The sequence below is a fragment of the Amycolatopsis acidicola genome (assembly GCF_007713735.2).
Classification (GTDB): Bacteria; Actinomycetota; Actinomycetes; order Mycobacteriales; family Pseudonocardiaceae; genus Amycolatopsis_E; species Amycolatopsis_E acidicola.
In genome coordinates, this window is the sequence record NZ_VMNW02000093.1 from 18,280 (window position 1) to 32,968 (window position 14,689).

Consider the following 14,689-nt stretch of genomic DNA (forward strand, 5'->3'; position numbering starts at 1 on the left):
TCGCGTCAGCGAGTGAACTTTGACTGAGGAGATGTAGTCGTGGCCGTCCCGAAGCGGAAGATGTCGCGAGCCAACACGCGCACCCGCCGGTCGTCGTGGAAAGCGGCCCCGGTGCAGTTGGTGCCGTGCTCGAACCGCGCCTGCCGTCAGCCGAAGCCGCAGCACGTGGCTTGCCCGACCTGTGGCCAGTACGACGGTCGACAGGTCGTCGAGCCTGCCTGAGGCTGACCGAGATGGGGGGTAAGTCGAAGCCGGGAGGGCCGGCTGCCGACCCAACACCACTGCTCGAAGCGCTCGGCGTCAACTTGGACGCCGAGCTGCTTACTCTCGCGCTGACACACCGGTCGTACGCCTACGAAAACGGGGGCCTGCCGCCGAACGAGCGGCTGGAGTTCCTCGGGGACGCGGTGCTGGGGCTGGTGGTCACCGATCACCTGTACCGGACGCATCCGGATCTGCCGGAAGGGCAGCTGGCGAAGCTGCGCGCGAGCGTGGTCAACATGCACGCGCTGGCCGGTGTCGCGCGCGGTCTCGGCGAGGGTGGGCTGGGCGCGCATCTGCTGCTGGGCAAGGGCGAAGAGCTCACCGGCGGCCGGGACAAGGCGAGCATCCTCGCCGACGGTCTCGAGGCGATCATCGGCGCGGTGTTCCTCGCGCACGGGATCGACGCGGGCCGCGATCTGGTGCACAGGCTGTTCGACGGCCTGCTGGCCGAGGCGCCGCTGCGCGGTGCCGGGCTGGACTGGAAGACGAGCCTGCAGGAGCTGACCGCGGCTTCCGGGCTCGGCGTGCCGGAGTACAAGGTCGAGGACACCGGTCCGGACCACCGCAAGGAGTTCAGCGCGGTGGTGCTGATCAGCGGCCGCGACCTCGGTCACGGCGATGGCACCACCAAGAAGGAAGCCGAGCAGAAGGCCGCCGAGACGGCCTGGCGCTCGCTTTCGGAGGAGCTGGAGCCGGAAGGCGAAAAGCCCGAGTAGGCCGAGTAGGTCACGCCACGAGCCGGTCGCGGATGCTGTCGAGATCGGCCTCTTCCACTCCCGCTTCGAGCAGCAGGGCCCGCGCGTCGAATTCGCCGAGCGTGGCCAGGATGGCGGCGCGGGCGGTGGTTCCGTGCCGCGCGAGCATGACCGCGATCATCGGGCCCTGGTCCGGTTCGCCGAGCCGGGCGAACAAGGGGACGAGCGCCCGGGTGGACAGTTCGTAGTCCTCGGCGATGGTTTCCGCGGGCACCCCGGCCAGTGACAGCACGAGCAGCGTGGTCAGGCCGGCGCGGTCGCGTCCGGCGCCGCAGTGGAAGAGCACGCCGGGCTCGGCGCGGGCGAGCGCGGTGATCAGCGCGGCGCAGCGGTTCGCCTTCCGTGCCAGGAACGGCCGGTAGTACAGCGGGCTCCCGTCGAGCCCGTTTTCCTTGATGTGGCGCCAGAATTCGGCGTCCTCTTGGTCGTCGAGCGGGATTTCGAGCCGGGTGATCTCCCGTGGCGGCGCCTCTTCCCGGATCTCCTCGGCATTGCGCAGATCCACCACTGTCCGCAGCCCCGCCGCGCGCGCCGCCGCCCAGCCCGCCTCGGTGACGAAACCCGGTTGAGCGGAGCGGAAGAACGCGCCGAACCTGGTCACCCTGCCGTCCCGCGTGGGCAGTCCGCCCAGGTCTCTCGCGTTGAAGAACCCTTCCCAGTCAACCCATCTGCTCCGGTCCATGGCCCCGAGTGAACCAGAAAGCCCGCAGTAAGCTGGGGGAATGCCGGAACTTCCCGAGGTCGAGGTCGTGCGCGCCGGGCTGCAGGCGCACGTCGCCGGGCGGGTCATCGAACAGGCCGAGGTGCTGCACCCCCGCGCGATCCGCCGGCACGCGCTCGGGTCCGAGGATTTCACGGGCAGGCTCGCCGGTGCGCGCGTCGAAGCGGCGAGCAGGCGCGGGAAGTACCTGTGGCTGGAGCTGTCCGACAAGGAAGCGCTCCTCGCGCACTTGGGCATGAGCGGCCAGATGCGGGTCCAGCCGGACGGCGCGCCCGACGAGAAGCACCTGCGTGTCCGCGTCCGGTTCGCCGATGGTGGCCCGGAATTGCGGTTCGTCGACCAGCGCACGTTCGGCGGGATGGCGATGGACGACCTCGTCGAATCGGACGGCACGCTGCTGCCCGCCACGATCGCGCACATCGGCCGTGACCCGATGGATCCCGCCTTCGATCCGGTCCGCGCCGTGCGGGCTTTGCGGTCGCGACGCACGGAGGTCAAGCGCGCGCTGCTGGACCAGACCCTGGTTTCCGGCGTGGGCAACATCTACGCCGACGAAGCGCTCTGGCGCGCGAAGCTGCATTGGGCCCGCCCCACCGAAAAGCTCACCAACGCGCAAGGCACGGCGCTGCTCGCGGCGGCGACAGAGGTGATGAACGAGGCGCTGCGGGCAGGCGGGACGTCGTTCGATGCCTTGTACGTCAACGTGAACGGGCAGTCGGGCTACTTCGACCGGTCGCTGAATGTCTACGGCCAGGGCGATCGGCCGTGCCGCCGGTGCGGGACGCCGATCCGCCGCGAGCCGTTCATGAACCGCTCCTCCTACTCCTGCCCGCGCTGCCAGCCGAAGCCGCGGAGCCCGCGCGCCTGAATCCTTTCGCCGCACGCAACACGGCGGTAATGCCGGAGTGCTGGGCTGGGGGAGTGCGCAACCCGGAGAGACCGCTGACCGGGATCGGTCCGGACACCTTCGACCTGAAGTACCGGACGATCCACGGCTACCGCCGCGCGTACCGCATGGCGGGCAGCGGTCCCGTGCTGCTGTTCATCCACGGCATCGGCGACGACTCGTCGACGTGGCTGGAGGTGCTGGCCTCGCTCACCGGCGAGTACACCGTGCTCGCCCCGGACCTGCTCGGCCACGGTGGCTCGGACAAACCGCGCGCCGATTACTCGGTGGCCGCCTACGCCTGTGGGATGCGGGATCTCCTTGCCACACTGGACATCGACCGGGTCACCGTGGTCGGGCATTCGCTCGGTGGCGGGGTCGCGATGCAGTTCGCCTACCAGTTCCCGGAACGCTGCGAGCGGCTCGTGCTGGTCGCCAGCGGCGGGATCGGCCTCGGCGTACATCCGTTGCTGCGGCTGGCCGCCGCGCCGGGCACCGACCTGATGCTCCCGCTGCTGGGCAGTCTGCCCGTGCGGACGGCGCTGCGCGGCCTGCTCGCCGCGACGGGTGGTTTCGGCCTCGGCGAGGATCTCGACTACGTGGTGCGCAAGTACGTGCGGCTGGCGGAATCCCCGAGCAGGCAAGCGTTCCTGCGCACGCTGCGGGCCGTGGTGGACTGGCGTGGGCAGGTCGTGAACATGCTCGACCGCACCTATTTGACCGAGGGCATCCCGACGATGCTCGTCTGGGGCACGCGGGATCACGTGGTGCCGAGCGAGCACGCGGCGGTGGCGCACGACGCGATGCCGGGCAGCAGGCTGGAGATCTTCGAGGGCGCCGGGCACTTCCCGCATCACACGTCGCCGCAACGGTTTCTGGCCGTGCTGCGCGATTTCCTCACGCACACCCGCCCCGCACGCTACGACGTCCACCGATGGCGCGGGCTGCTTCGCCGCGCAGGCGCGGCCGCGACGCTGGGGATGTCCAGCGGGACGTAGCGGGCCCACGACAGAACGAGGGCCCGGTCCGCTGGGGGTTACGGACCAGGCCCTCGAGTACCGGGGGACGAGGGCCCGAATCCGCAGGGGGCGACGGACCGGACCCTCGAGCTCGAAAGACGGTCAGGTCGTGTTTGAGAAGTGGCGGAGCCGCTTGCGGTGGGCGGTCAACCGGCACCGCCGGGGGTTTGAATCGGTGGAGCCGCGCGGGAGCGCGTCCGTTGAGGGTGGTGGCGGGCGACGGGAGGGCGGTTCCTGGCGAGGACAGCTCCGACGCTGTGAGGGTGCTGTCGCGCGAAGCGTGTCCGCCGGGGGTGGTGGTCGGGCTGGCGGGTGGGAATTCTTGAGGAGGAGATCCCACAGCCAGGGGCCGCCTCAGGTTCCCCTACCCGCACCGCCACGCAAACCACTTTCAAACCAGTCTCTAGCTGTTCAACGCCGCGCGTGCCGCGAGGTTGGCGAGCAGTTCGCGGCCGCGCTCGGCGTTGCGGGGCTGGCTCAGCACGTCGTAGCGGCGCGCGACCAGCTGGCTGTGCGACACGTAGTCCTTCTTGCCTCGCGTGGCCGCGTACCCCGCGGCGGCGAGCGCCACGTTGAACACCAGCCCGGCGACGAGTCCGATCACGATCGGCAGCAGTCCGGCACCCGCGACGAACAGGCTCAGCAGGATCCCCATCATCAGCCCCAGCCAGAGGCCCGACATGGCCGCGTTGCCCAGCACCCGCTTCCAGCTCAGCTTGCCCGCCACCCGCTCCACGAGCATCGGCTCGACCCCGACGATCGTCACGTCGGCGACCGGGAAGTCGTTCCCGGCCAGGTGGTCGACGGCCTGCTGCGCTTCGGTGTACGAAGCGTACGAACCGATCGGCCAGCCGGTCGGCAGGGTGGGCGACTGCGGGTTGGCGGGAGCGTTGCTGAACGCGGTCTGCGTGAAAGCTTGGGTCATCTCTCTCACCTCTCTACCCTCACCAACGCGTACCCGCCCCCCGTTGTGCCTTATGCCTGATTTTCACAGGTGATTTTCAGGTGTGGCCTCCCTTACCCCAGCTGGACTTCGGGGCGGTAGAGGTCGAACCAGTGGTAGAGGTCCAGCGCCCGGTCGAGCCCGCCGCGGGTGACGGTCTCCATCCTGGCCGGGTCCTGCTCGACGGCGGCGGTCAGCCAGTTCCGGTCCACCAGGGTGAACACCGGGTTGTCCTTCTCCGCCAGCACCTCCTTGGCCTGCTGCTGCAGCGCGGCGGCGTAGCCGGGGTCCTGAGTGGACGGATACGGGCTCTTGACCCGGTCGGTCACCGACTGCGGCAGCACGTGCTTGGTGGCGTGCCGCAGCAGGCTCTTCTCCCTGCCGTCGAAGGTCTTCAGTGACCACGGCGTGTTGTAGACGTACTCCACGAGCCGGTGGTCGCAGAACGGTACGCGGACCTCGAGCCCGACGGCCATCGACGCGCGGTCCTTGCGGTCGAGCAGCGCCCGCACCATGCGGGTCAGGTGGAGATTGCAGACGGTCCGCATCCGGTGCTCGAGCTCGCTCTCGCCGTCGAGGTGATCCACCTTCGCGACCGCGGTCCGGTACTGGTCGAGCGTGTAGTCCTGGATGGCCAGCGTGCTCTGGACGTCCGGCCGCAGCATGTTCCCGCGCTCGTGGATCCCGGTGTTGTAGGCCAGCCACGGGAAGTTGTCGGCGTTGCGGGCGGTCTCGTCGTGGAACCAGCGGTAGCCGCCGAACACCTCGTCGGCCGACTCACCGGACAGCGCCACCGTGGATTCCTTGCGGATGGCGGTGAACAACAGCAGCAGCGAAACGTCCATGTCGCCCATGCCTGCCGGGATGTCGCGGGCGGTGATGACCTTGCGCCGCGCCTCGGGATCGGTCAGCGCGTTCGGGTCGAGCATGACGTCCTGGTGTGAGGAGCCGACGAGCTTGGCGACGTCGCGGATGTAGGGCGAGTCGGGGGTGTCGCGCATTTCGTCGGGCTTGAAGTTCTCCTCCTGCCCGAAGAAGTCGACGGAGAAGGTGCGCAGCTGCTCACCCTGCTCGGCGAGCCGCGCCGCGGCGAGGCCGGTGATGGCGCTGGAGTCCAGTCCGCCGGAAAGCAGCACGCAGCGCGGCACGTCGGCGACCAGCTGGCGGTGCACGATGTCGGTCATCAGCTCGCGCACGCGGGCGACCGAGGTCTCCTGGTCGTCGGTGTGCGGGGTGGCTTCGAGCTTCCAGTAGGTGTGCTCGTGGATGCCGTTGGCGTCGACGCGCACGATGGTGCCCGGTTCGACCTCGTACATGTCCTTCCACAGCGACCAGCCCGGGGTCTTGGTGAAGGCGAACAGTTCGCGCAGGCCGTCGGCGTCGACGACGCGCTTGGCAAGGTCGTTGGCGAGGATGGCCTTGGGCTCGGAGCCGAAGAGGACGCCGTCGGCGGTGGGGTAGTAGTAGAACGGCTTGATGCCCATCCGGTCGCGGATCATCACGAGCTTCTGGTCGCGGGCGTCCCAGATGGCGAAGGCGTACATGCCGTTGAGGTGTTCGGCGACGCCCTCGCCCCATTCGAGGTAGCCGTGCAGGACCACTTCGGTGTCGCTGTCGGTGGTGAACTGGTGGCCGCGGCTCTTGAGCTCGGCGCGCAGTTCGGTGAAGTTGTAGGCCTCGCCGCTGTAGACCATCGCGACCTCGCCGTTGGGCGTGCGCACGGACATCGGCTGGCGGCCGCCGGGAAGGTCGATGATCGCGAGCCGGCGGTGGCCGAGCGCGGCGTGGGTGTCGAGCCAGGTGCCCGAGTCATCCGGTCCGCGGCAGGCCATGGTCTCCGTCATCGCGTCCAGGGTTTCGCGCCGTCCCCGCAGATCCGAGTCGAACGAGACCCACCCCGTGATACCGCACATGTCGTCGCCTCCCGATTGCTTAGCTAATACAAGTATCCGTAACACAGTGGTAACACAGGGGCACGGAAAGTGTCTGCCCGTTATGTGCGTTCCGTCGGGCCCGTAACGCTGAGTGTGGCCGGTCTCACCGGGCGTCAAGAACGCGTAAATGCGCCGTTGGGCCGCGTCAAGACCTCGTCAGCGCAGGTCACCCCGTCGGCGTCGCGGCCGCACAGTGTCACCGGAGCGGTCACCACAAGGGGTGACCCGCTGAGAGAGGTGCGAAGTGGCGGACTTGCTGTACGCCGTGCTGCTGATCGCCGTGTTCGGCGTACTGGCGCTCACCTTGCGCGGTCTGGAGAGGCTATGACCGGCGCAGGAGTGGTGGCCAACGTCGTCGGGGGCGTCCTGGCACTCGGGTTGATCGTGTACCTGTTCATCGCGCTGATCAGGCCGGAGAAGTTCTGAATGAGTGATCTCGGCGCCGGCCTGCTGCAGGTCGGCATACTGCTCGTCGCGCTCGCGGTGGTCTGGAAACCGCTCGGCGACTACATGGCCAGGGTGTTCACCAGCGAGAAGCACTTCGCGGTCGAACGCGGGATGTACCGGCTCTTCCGCGTGAAGCCGGACTCCGAACAGCGGTGGCCGGTCTACGCCATGGGCGTGCTCGGCTTCTCGTTCGTGTCCGTGGTGCTGCTGTACCTGTTGCAGCGCCTGCAATCCGTGCTGCCGTTGAGTTTCGGCCGCGGTTCCGTCGAGCCGGGCATGGCCTTCAACACCGCGGCCAGCTTCGTGGCCAACACGAACTGGCAGTCCTATGTGCCGGAACAGGTTCTCGGTGACACGGTGCAGATGGCCGGGCTGACGGTGCAGAACTTCCTGTCCGCCGGCGTGGGCCTCGCGGTCGCCATCGCGCTCGTCCGCGGCTTCGTGCGGCGGCGCACCGACCGGCTGGGAAACTTCTGGGTCGACCTGACCCGCGGCACCGTGCGGATCCTGCTGCCGATGGCGGCGATCTTCGCGATCGTGCTGATCGCGCTCGGCGTGACGCAGAGCCTGAAGTCCGGTGTGGACACTGCGAACGGGACACTTCCGCTCGCGCCGACCGCGAGCCAGGAGACGATCAAGAACCTGGGCACCAACGGCGGCGGCATCTTCAACGCCAACGCCGCGCACCCCTTCGAGAACCCCAACGCCTGGACCGATCTCATCGAGATCTTCCTGCTGCTGGTGATCCCGGTCGCGCTCACCCGCACCTTCGGGACTCTCGTGGGCAACCGCAAGCAGGGCTACGTGCTGGTGTCGGTCATGGGCGCGCTGTGGGCCGGCGTGCTCGCGGTCACCTGGTGGGCCGAGACGCACCCGAACGGCCCGGCCGCGCTGCTGGCGGGCGCGAGCATGGAGGGCAAGGAACAACGGTTCGGGATCTCGGCTTCTTCGCTGTTCGCGACGAGTACCACCGGCACCTCCACGGGTGCGGTGAACTCCATGCACGACAGCTATTCGGGGCTCGGCGGCGGGGCACCGCTGCTGAACATGCTGCTCGGCGAAGTCGCGCCCGGCGGCGTCGGCACGGGCCTGTACGGGATCCTCGTGGTGGCGATCATCGCGATGTTCCTCGCCGGGCTGATGGTCGGCCGCACCCCGGAGTTCCTCGGCAAGAAACTCGGCAGGCGCGAGGTGACCGCGGCGGCCATCTCGATCCTCGCCATGCCGACGCTCGTGCTGGTGGGCACCGGCGCCGCGCTGCTGCTGCCGGACACGATGTCCGCGCTGGGCAACGACGGTCCGCACGGGCTTTCCGAAGTGCTCTACGCGTACACGTCCACAGCCAACAACAACGGCAGCGCGTTCGCGGGCATCACCGTCACCAGCAACTGGTTCCAGTCCACGCTCGGCGTGGCGATGCTGCTCGGGCGGTTCATCCCGATCCTGGCGACGTTGTGCCTGGCGGGATCGCTGGCACAGCAGAAGAAAGTGCCCGAAACCGCGGGCACGCTGCCGACCACCGGACCGCTGTTCGGGTCGCTGCTGGCCGGCACCATCGTCCTCGTCGCGGCGCTGACGTTCATCCCGGCGCTCGCGCTCGGCCCGATCGCAGAGGCACTCGCATGACCATCACCGAAGAAAAACCCGTGGACACGGCGGAACCGGCGCGCGTCGGCGCGGGCGCGTTCAACGCCGCGCAGCTGTGGAAGTCCCTGCCCGACGCGCTGCGCAAGCTCAACCCGCGGCATCAGGTCCGCAACCCCGTCATGTTCGTGGTGTGGGTGGGTTCCCTGCTCACCACGGTGTTCGCGATCGCCCAGCCGGACGTGTTCACCATCGGCATCGCGCTGTGGCTGTGGTTCACCGTGGTGTTCGCGAACCTGGCCGAGGCGGTGGCCGAGGGCCGCGGCAAGGCGCAGGCGGAATCCTTGCGCCGCACCAAGAAGGAGACCATCGCGCGCCGGCTCACCAAGACCGGTGAGGAGGAGGTGCCCGGCGTCGAGCTGCGGGTCGGCGACCTCGTGGTCGTCGAGGCGGGGCAGCTCATCCCCGGCGACGGCGACGTCGTCGAGGGCATCGCGACGGTGGACGAGTCGGCGATCACCGGCGAGTCCGCGCCGGTCATCCGCGAGTCCGGTGGCGATCGCAGCGCGGTCACGGGCGGCACCACGGTGCTGTCCGACCGGATCGTCGTGAAGATCACCACCAAACCGGGTGAGTCCTTTGTGGACCGCATGATCGCGTTGGTGGAAGGCGCTTCCCGGCAGAAGACGCCGAACGAGATCGCGCTGACGATCCTGCTGTCCACGCTGACGATCATCTTCCTGCTCGCGGTCGTCGCGCTGCAGCCGATGGCCCGGTACTCCGGCACCGAGCAGTCCGTGATCGTGCTGACCGCGCTGCTGGTCTGCCTGATCCCGACGACGATCGGCGCGCTGCTGTCGGCGATCGGCATCGCGGGGATGGACCGGCTGGTGCAGCGCAACGTACTCGCCACCTCCGGCCGCGCGGTCGAAGCGGCGGGCGACGTGTCCACCCTGTTGCTGGACAAGACGGGCACGATCACCTTCGGCAACCGCAAGGCCACCGAGCTGATCCCGGTTGGATCGTCCACTTCGGACGAACTCGCCCGCGCGGCCCGGCTGGCCAGCCTCGCCGACGAGACCCCGGAAGGCCGCAGCATCGTCGAGCTCACCGAGTCCCACGCCGGCGGCGACGAGCAGGGCGAGTTCGTGCCGTTCACCGCCCAGACCCGGATGAGCGGGCTCGACATCGGCGACCGGCAGATCCGCAAGGGCGCCGCGAGCGCCGTGCGTGCGTGGGTGCGCGGCAACGGCGGGGAGTTCCCGGACGAGACCGAAAAGGTGGTCGACGAGATCAGCGCGCAGGGCGGAACTCCGCTGGTGGTGGCGGAAAACACCGTGGTGCGCGGTGTGATCCGGCTGTCCGACGTCGTCAAGCCAGGGATGCGCGAGCGGTTCACCGAACTGCGCACGATGGGCATCAGGACGGTGATGATCACCGGCGACAACCCGTTGACCGCCAAGGCGATCGCGGCCGACGCCGGGGTGGACGACTACCTCGCCGAGGCCAAGCCCGAGGACAAGATGGCCCTGATCCACAAGGAGCAGGAGGGCGGGCGGCTCGTCGCGATGACCGGCGACGGCACCAACGACGCGCCCGCTCTGGCCGCCTCCGACGTCGGCGTCGCGATGAACACCGGCACCTCGGCCGCGAAGGAGGCCGGGAACATGGTGGACCTGGACTCCGACCCGACGAAGCTGATCGAGATCGTGGAGATCGGCAAGCAGCTGCTGATCACCCGCGGCGCGCTGACCACGTTCAGCGTCGCCAACGACCTCGCGAAGTACTTCGCGATCCTGCCGGCGATGTTCGTGTCCATCTACCCGCAGCTGGGCGGGCTGAACATCATGCACCTGCACTCGCCGCAGTCGGCGATCCTGTCGGCGGTGATCTTCAACGCGCTGGTCATCGTCGCGCTGATCCCGCTGGCGCTGCGCGGGGTGCGGTACCGGCCGTCGAGCGCTTCCGCGCTGCTGCGGCGAAACCTGCTGGTCTACGGCGTGGGCGGGATCATCACGCCGTTCATCGGCATCTGGCTGGTGGACCTCGTGGTCCGCCTCGTTCCGGGAATCGGGTGACCCCAGTGATGTTCAAGCAAACCCTCGCCGGGCTGCGCGTGCTGCTCGTCTTCACGGTGCTGCTGGGGGTGATCTACCCGCTCGGGATCTGGGCGGTGTCACGGATTCCCGGGCTGCAGTCCAACGCCGAGGGCTCGGTGGTCACCGTGAACGGGCAGGCGGTGGGCTCGTCGCTGATCGGCATCGACCCGGTCGCCGCCGATCCCGCGCACGACCCGTACTTCCACACGCGCCCGTCGGCGAGCGCCTCGGACCCGCTGGGCCCCGGCGACCCGTCGGCGTCGGGCGGCTCCAACAAGAGCGGGTTCAACCAGGACCTGGTCGCGATGGTCCAGGAACGTAAGACGGCCATCGCCCAGCGCGAAGGCGTTTCGCCGGACGCGGTCCCGGCCGACGCGGTGACGGCTTCGGCCTCCGGGCTGGACCCGGACATCAGTACCGCCTACGCCGATCTGCAGGCGGCGCGGGTCGCCCGCAACACCGGGCTCCCCGAGCCGACCGTCAAGCAGCTCATCGAACAGCACACCTCCGGTGCCGGAATCGGGGTCCCCGGGGTGAACGTGCTCGAGCTGAACCTCGCGGTGCGGGCAGCGGAGGCACACTGAAACCGTGGACGAAGTGCAGGACAAGCCGCGCCGGGGAGAGCTCCGTATCTACCTCGGCGCGGCTCCCGGCGTCGGAAAGACCTACGCCATGCTCGGCGAGGCGTGGCGCCGCAAGGAACGCGGCACCGACGTCGTGGTGGGCCTGGTCGAGACGCACGGCCGGAAGAAGACCGCCGACCTGCTGACCGGGCTGGAGGTGGTGCCGCGCCGCGAAGGCTTCTACCGCGGGCGCGAGTTCACCGAGATGAACGTGACGGCGGTGCTCGCCCGCAGGCCCGAAGTGGCGGTGGTGGACGAGCTGGCGCACACCAACATTCCCGGCTCCCGCCACGAAAAGCGCTGGCAGGACGTGCAGGAGCTGCTGGAGGCCGGCATCGACGTGCTGTCCACGGTCAACGTGCAGCATCTGCAGAGCCTCAACGACGTGGTCGAGAAGATCACCGGCGTGCCGCAGCAGGAGACGGTGCCGGACGAGATCGTGCGCAAGGCCGAGCAGGTCGAGCTGATCGACATCACGCCGGAAGCGCTGCGGCGGCGGCTCGCGCACGGCAACGTGTACCCGGCGGAGCGCATCGATGCCGCGCTGGGCAACTACTTCCGGCCCGGCAACCTCACCGCGCTGCGCGAGCTGGCGCTGCTGTGGGTGGCGGATCAGGTGGACGTCGCGCTGCAGCGGTACCGCGAGCAGCAGCGGATCACCGACACCTGGGAGACGCGCGAGCGGGTCGTCGTCTCCATCACCGGTGGCGCCGAGAGCGAGACGCTCATCCGCCGCGCGAGCCGGATCGCGGCGCGCGCGGGCGCGGAGCTACTCGTCGTGCACGTGTTGCGCGGCGACGGGCTTTCCGGGCTGGGGCCGGCGGAACTCGGCAAGTACCGCAAGCTCGCCGAGGACGTGGGCGCCACGTTCCACACCGTGGTCGGGGACGACGTGCCGACGGCGTTGCTCGACTTCGCCCGCGGCGTCAACGCGACGCAGCTCGTACTCGGCACGTCCCGGCGTTCGCGGCTGGCGCGGTTGTTCGACCAGGGCATCGGCGCGTCCGTGGTGCAGCGTTCCGGGACCATCGACGTGCACATGGTCACGCACGCCGAAGCGGGCGGGCGACTGCATTCGTGGCTGGAAACGCGCAGCCCGCTGAGGCCTTCGCGGCTGCTGAACGGTTTCGTGCTCTCGGTCCTCCTGCCCGCGCTGGTGACGCTGATCGGCGTGGTGCTGCGGCACGAGCTGGACTTCTCGACCGACGTGGTCATGTACTTCCTGGCCACCATGATCGTGGCGCTGGTGGGCGGGCTCGGCCCGGCGATCGTCGCGGCGGTGCTATCGGCCGGGCTGCTCAACTTCTTCTTCACCGAGCCGCTCTACACGCTGACAGTGCACGCGCAGAGCAACGTGATCACGCTGATCGCGATGGTGCTGGCGGGGGTGCTCGTCGCGTTGGTCGTGGACTCGGCCGCGCGCCGCGCGGAACAGGCGGCGCAGGCGCGCACGGAGGCTTCGCTGCTCGCGTCGTATGCGCGCACGGTCCTGACGAACACGGAGCCGTTGCCGCGGCTGCTGGAGAAGGTGCGGGAGAACTTCGCGCTGGAAGCCGTGAGCCTGCTGGAAAAACAGGACGGCGTGTGGAAGCGGGTCGAGGAGTGCGGGCCGGATCCGTGCGGCGAACCGGACCAGGCCGACGTCGACATCCCGGTGACCGCCGACGTGCACCTGACCCTGCGCGGGCGCGCGCTGCCCGCGGCCGACAGGCAGGTGCTGGAGGCCGCGGCGGGACAGGCGTTGCTCGCGTTGCGGCAGCAACGGATGGCGGCCGCCACGGCGCGCGCGGAGCGCAAGGCGGAGGCGACGGAACTGCGCACGGCGTTGTTGTCCGCGCTGGGGCACGATCTGCGCACGCCGCTGACGTCGATCAAGGCCGCGATCGGCAGCCTGCGCGCGCACGACATCGAGCTGTCCCCGGAGGACACCGAGGAACTCCTTGCCACGGCTGAGGAATCCACCGACCGGCTGGCCGGGCTGGTGGACAACCTGCTGGACTCGTCGCGGCTGGCCACCGGCGCGGTGCGCACGCAGCTGCGGCCGGTCGGGTACGACGAGGTGGTCGCGCACGCGTTGTCCAATGTGGACGGCTCGAAGTCGGTCGTGGTGGACGTGAGCGAGCACCTGCCCGCCGTGCTGGCCGACGCCGGGCTGCTGGAACGCGTGATCGCCAACGTGCTCGACAACGCGTTGCGGCACGGCAAAGGCGACGAGCCGGTGTCGGTGCGGGCGAGCACGTACGCCGACTACGGCGAGCTTCGCATCGTCGACCACGGGCGCGGATTGAAGAAGGGCACGGCGGATTCGGCGTTCGCGCCGTTCCAGCGGCTGGGGGACAGGGCGGCCGCGCCGGGGATCGGGCTGGGTTTGTCCGTGGCGAAGGGGTTCACCGAGGCGATGGGTGGCACGATCAGGGCGGAGGACACGCCGGGTGGCGGGCTGACGGTCGTCATCTCGTTGCCGGTGTGGCGGATCGAGGAGCGGGTGCGATGACGGACGCGACCGTGCTCGTGGTCGACGACGAGCCGCAGATCGTGCGCGCGCTCCGGATCAACCTGACGGCGCGCGGGTACAAGGTGGTGACGGCGCACGACGGCGCGGCGGCGCTGCGGGCGGTGGCCGAGACCAAACCGGACGTCGTGGTGCTCGACCTCGGCCTGCCGGACATGGACGGCAACGAGGTGATCGCCGGGCTGCGCGGGTGGACCACGGTGCCGATCATCGTGCTCTCCGCGCGCGGCGACTCCCCGGACAAGGTGCACGCGCTCGACGCGGGCGCGGACGACTACGTGACGAAGCCCTTCGGCATGGACGAGCTGCTCGCGCGCCTGCGCGCCGCCGTCCGCCGGTCCGCGGTGTCCACTTCGGACGATCTGGATGCCGTGGTGCGCACGGATTCCTTCACCATCGACCTCGTGGCGAAGAAGGCGCAGCGGGACGGCGAGGAGGTGCACCTGACGAAGACGGAGTGGGCCGTGCTCGAGCTGCTGGTGCGCAACCGCGGCCGGCTGGTCTCGCAGAAGCAGCTGCTGCGCGAGGTGTGGGGCCCGGCATACGAGAACGAGACCCACTATCTGCGCGTGTATCTGGCTCAGCTGCGCAGAAAGCTGGAAAAAGAAGCATCCCGGCCTCGGCATCTGCTGACCGAGCCCGGGATGGGGTATCGCTTCGAGGCCTGAGGCTCAGCCGCCGCGCCTCCGGCATGTTGGCTCTTCCCGTCGGCGTGTTGGCCCTTCCCGTCGGCGTGTTGGCCGTCGCCGTTGGTGTGTTGGCTGTCGCTGTTGGTGTGTTGGCTGCCGACGGTGGCCAACACACCTGTCGGCTGGCGCGCGGGATGGGAGGGCAAGCATGCTCGCGGGAGGGGCCAACACGCCTGCGGGAGGGGCCAACACGCCTGCGGGAGGGGCCAACAC

Annotated in this window: 13 protein-coding genes; 10 read left to right on the forward strand and 3 right to left on the reverse strand. The window is 69.3% G+C overall.

The window, feature by feature from the left end; genetic code table 11:
• Positions 1–39 precede the first annotated feature (39 nt).
• Together rpmF and rnc are read left to right on the forward strand one after the other, a co-directional pair.
• Positions 40–222: a 50S ribosomal protein L32 gene (gene rpmF / locus FPZ12_RS37755; protein ID WP_144760909.1), complete on the forward strand. Its 183-nt coding sequence runs from the start codon at positions 40–42 to the stop codon at positions 220–222.
• An 11-nt stretch (positions 223–233) separates the two neighbouring features.
• The gene (gene rnc, locus FPZ12_RS37760) at positions 234–980 is read left to right on the forward strand and encodes a ribonuclease III (protein WP_144760913.1); all 747 of its coding nucleotides are present in this window, start codon (positions 234–236) and stop codon (positions 978–980) included.
• Positions 981–990: 10 nt separating this feature from the next.
• Here the strand turns inward: rnc and FPZ12_RS37765 are convergent, their stop codons facing one another.
• A complete protein-coding gene (locus tag FPZ12_RS37765; RefSeq protein WP_144760916.1) occupies positions 991–1,701 on the reverse strand; it encodes a tyrosine-protein phosphatase in 711 nt (236 codons plus the stop codon).
• 40 nt (positions 1,702–1,741) lie between these two features.
• Between FPZ12_RS37765 and mutM the strand changes: the two genes are divergently transcribed.
• Together mutM and FPZ12_RS37775 are read left to right on the forward strand one after the other, a co-directional pair.
• Entirely contained in the window at positions 1,742–2,608 is an 867-nt protein-coding gene (gene mutM / locus FPZ12_RS37770) for a bifunctional DNA-formamidopyrimidine glycosylase/DNA-(apurinic or apyrimidinic site) lyase (protein ID WP_144760919.1), read from the forward strand.
• 146 nt (positions 2,609–2,754) lie between these two features.
• Positions 2,755–3,624: an alpha/beta fold hydrolase gene (locus FPZ12_RS37775; RefSeq protein ID WP_424923684.1), complete on the forward strand. Its 870-nt coding sequence runs from the start codon at positions 2,755–2,757 to the stop codon at positions 3,622–3,624.
• A gap of 424 nt (positions 3,625–4,048) precedes the next feature.
• Here the strand turns inward: FPZ12_RS37775 and FPZ12_RS37780 are convergent, their stop codons facing one another.
• Both FPZ12_RS37780 and asnB read right to left on the reverse strand, forming a co-directional pair.
• Positions 4,049–4,570 (reverse strand): YflT domain-containing protein, encoded by a 522-nt coding sequence (locus FPZ12_RS37780; protein WP_144756349.1) that lies wholly within the window; start codon positions 4,568–4,570, stop codon positions 4,049–4,051.
• 92 nt (positions 4,571–4,662) lie between these two features.
• Positions 4,663–6,501 (reverse strand): asparagine synthase (glutamine-hydrolyzing), encoded by a 1,839-nt coding sequence (gene asnB / locus FPZ12_RS37785; RefSeq protein ID WP_144756347.1) that lies wholly within the window; start codon positions 6,499–6,501, stop codon positions 4,663–4,665.
• A gap of 345 nt (positions 6,502–6,846) precedes the next feature.
• Between asnB and kdpF the strand changes: the two genes are divergently transcribed.
• Genes kdpF through FPZ12_RS37815 form a run of 6 tightly spaced genes read left to right on the forward strand, consistent with a single transcriptional unit; the run spans position 6,847 to position 14,455 of the window.
• Positions 6,847–6,948 carry a K(+)-transporting ATPase subunit F gene (gene kdpF, locus FPZ12_RS37790; RefSeq protein WP_144756345.1) on the forward strand — a complete coding sequence of 34 codons (102 nt, stop codon included), beginning with the start codon at positions 6,847–6,849 and terminating at the stop codon, positions 6,946–6,948.
• On the forward strand, positions 6,949–8,595 hold the full coding sequence (gene kdpA / locus FPZ12_RS37795) for a potassium-transporting ATPase subunit KdpA (RefSeq protein WP_144756343.1): 1,647 nt from the start codon (positions 6,949–6,951) through the stop codon (positions 8,593–8,595). It begins immediately after the preceding gene.
• Positions 8,592–10,631, forward strand: coding sequence for a potassium-transporting ATPase subunit KdpB (gene kdpB / locus FPZ12_RS37800; protein ID WP_144756341.1), 2,040 nt, complete (start codon positions 8,592–8,594; stop codon positions 10,629–10,631). Before kdpA ends, kdpB begins: the two co-directional genes overlap by 4 nt.
• A gap of 8 nt (positions 10,632–10,639) precedes the next feature.
• Positions 10,640–11,236 carry a potassium-transporting ATPase subunit C gene (locus FPZ12_RS37805; protein WP_144756339.1) on the forward strand — a complete coding sequence of 199 codons (597 nt, stop codon included), beginning with the start codon at positions 10,640–10,642 and terminating at the stop codon, positions 11,234–11,236.
• 4 nt (positions 11,237–11,240) lie between these two features.
• Complete coding sequence (locus FPZ12_RS37810) at positions 11,241–13,769, forward strand: sensor histidine kinase (RefSeq protein WP_144756337.1); 2,529 nt, start codon at positions 11,241–11,243, stop codon at positions 13,767–13,769.
• Complete coding sequence (locus FPZ12_RS37815; RefSeq protein WP_144756335.1) at positions 13,766–14,455, forward strand: response regulator; 690 nt, start codon at positions 13,766–13,768, stop codon at positions 14,453–14,455. Before FPZ12_RS37810 ends, FPZ12_RS37815 begins: the two co-directional genes overlap by 4 nt.
• The last annotated feature ends 234 nt before the right edge of the window (positions 14,456–14,689 follow it).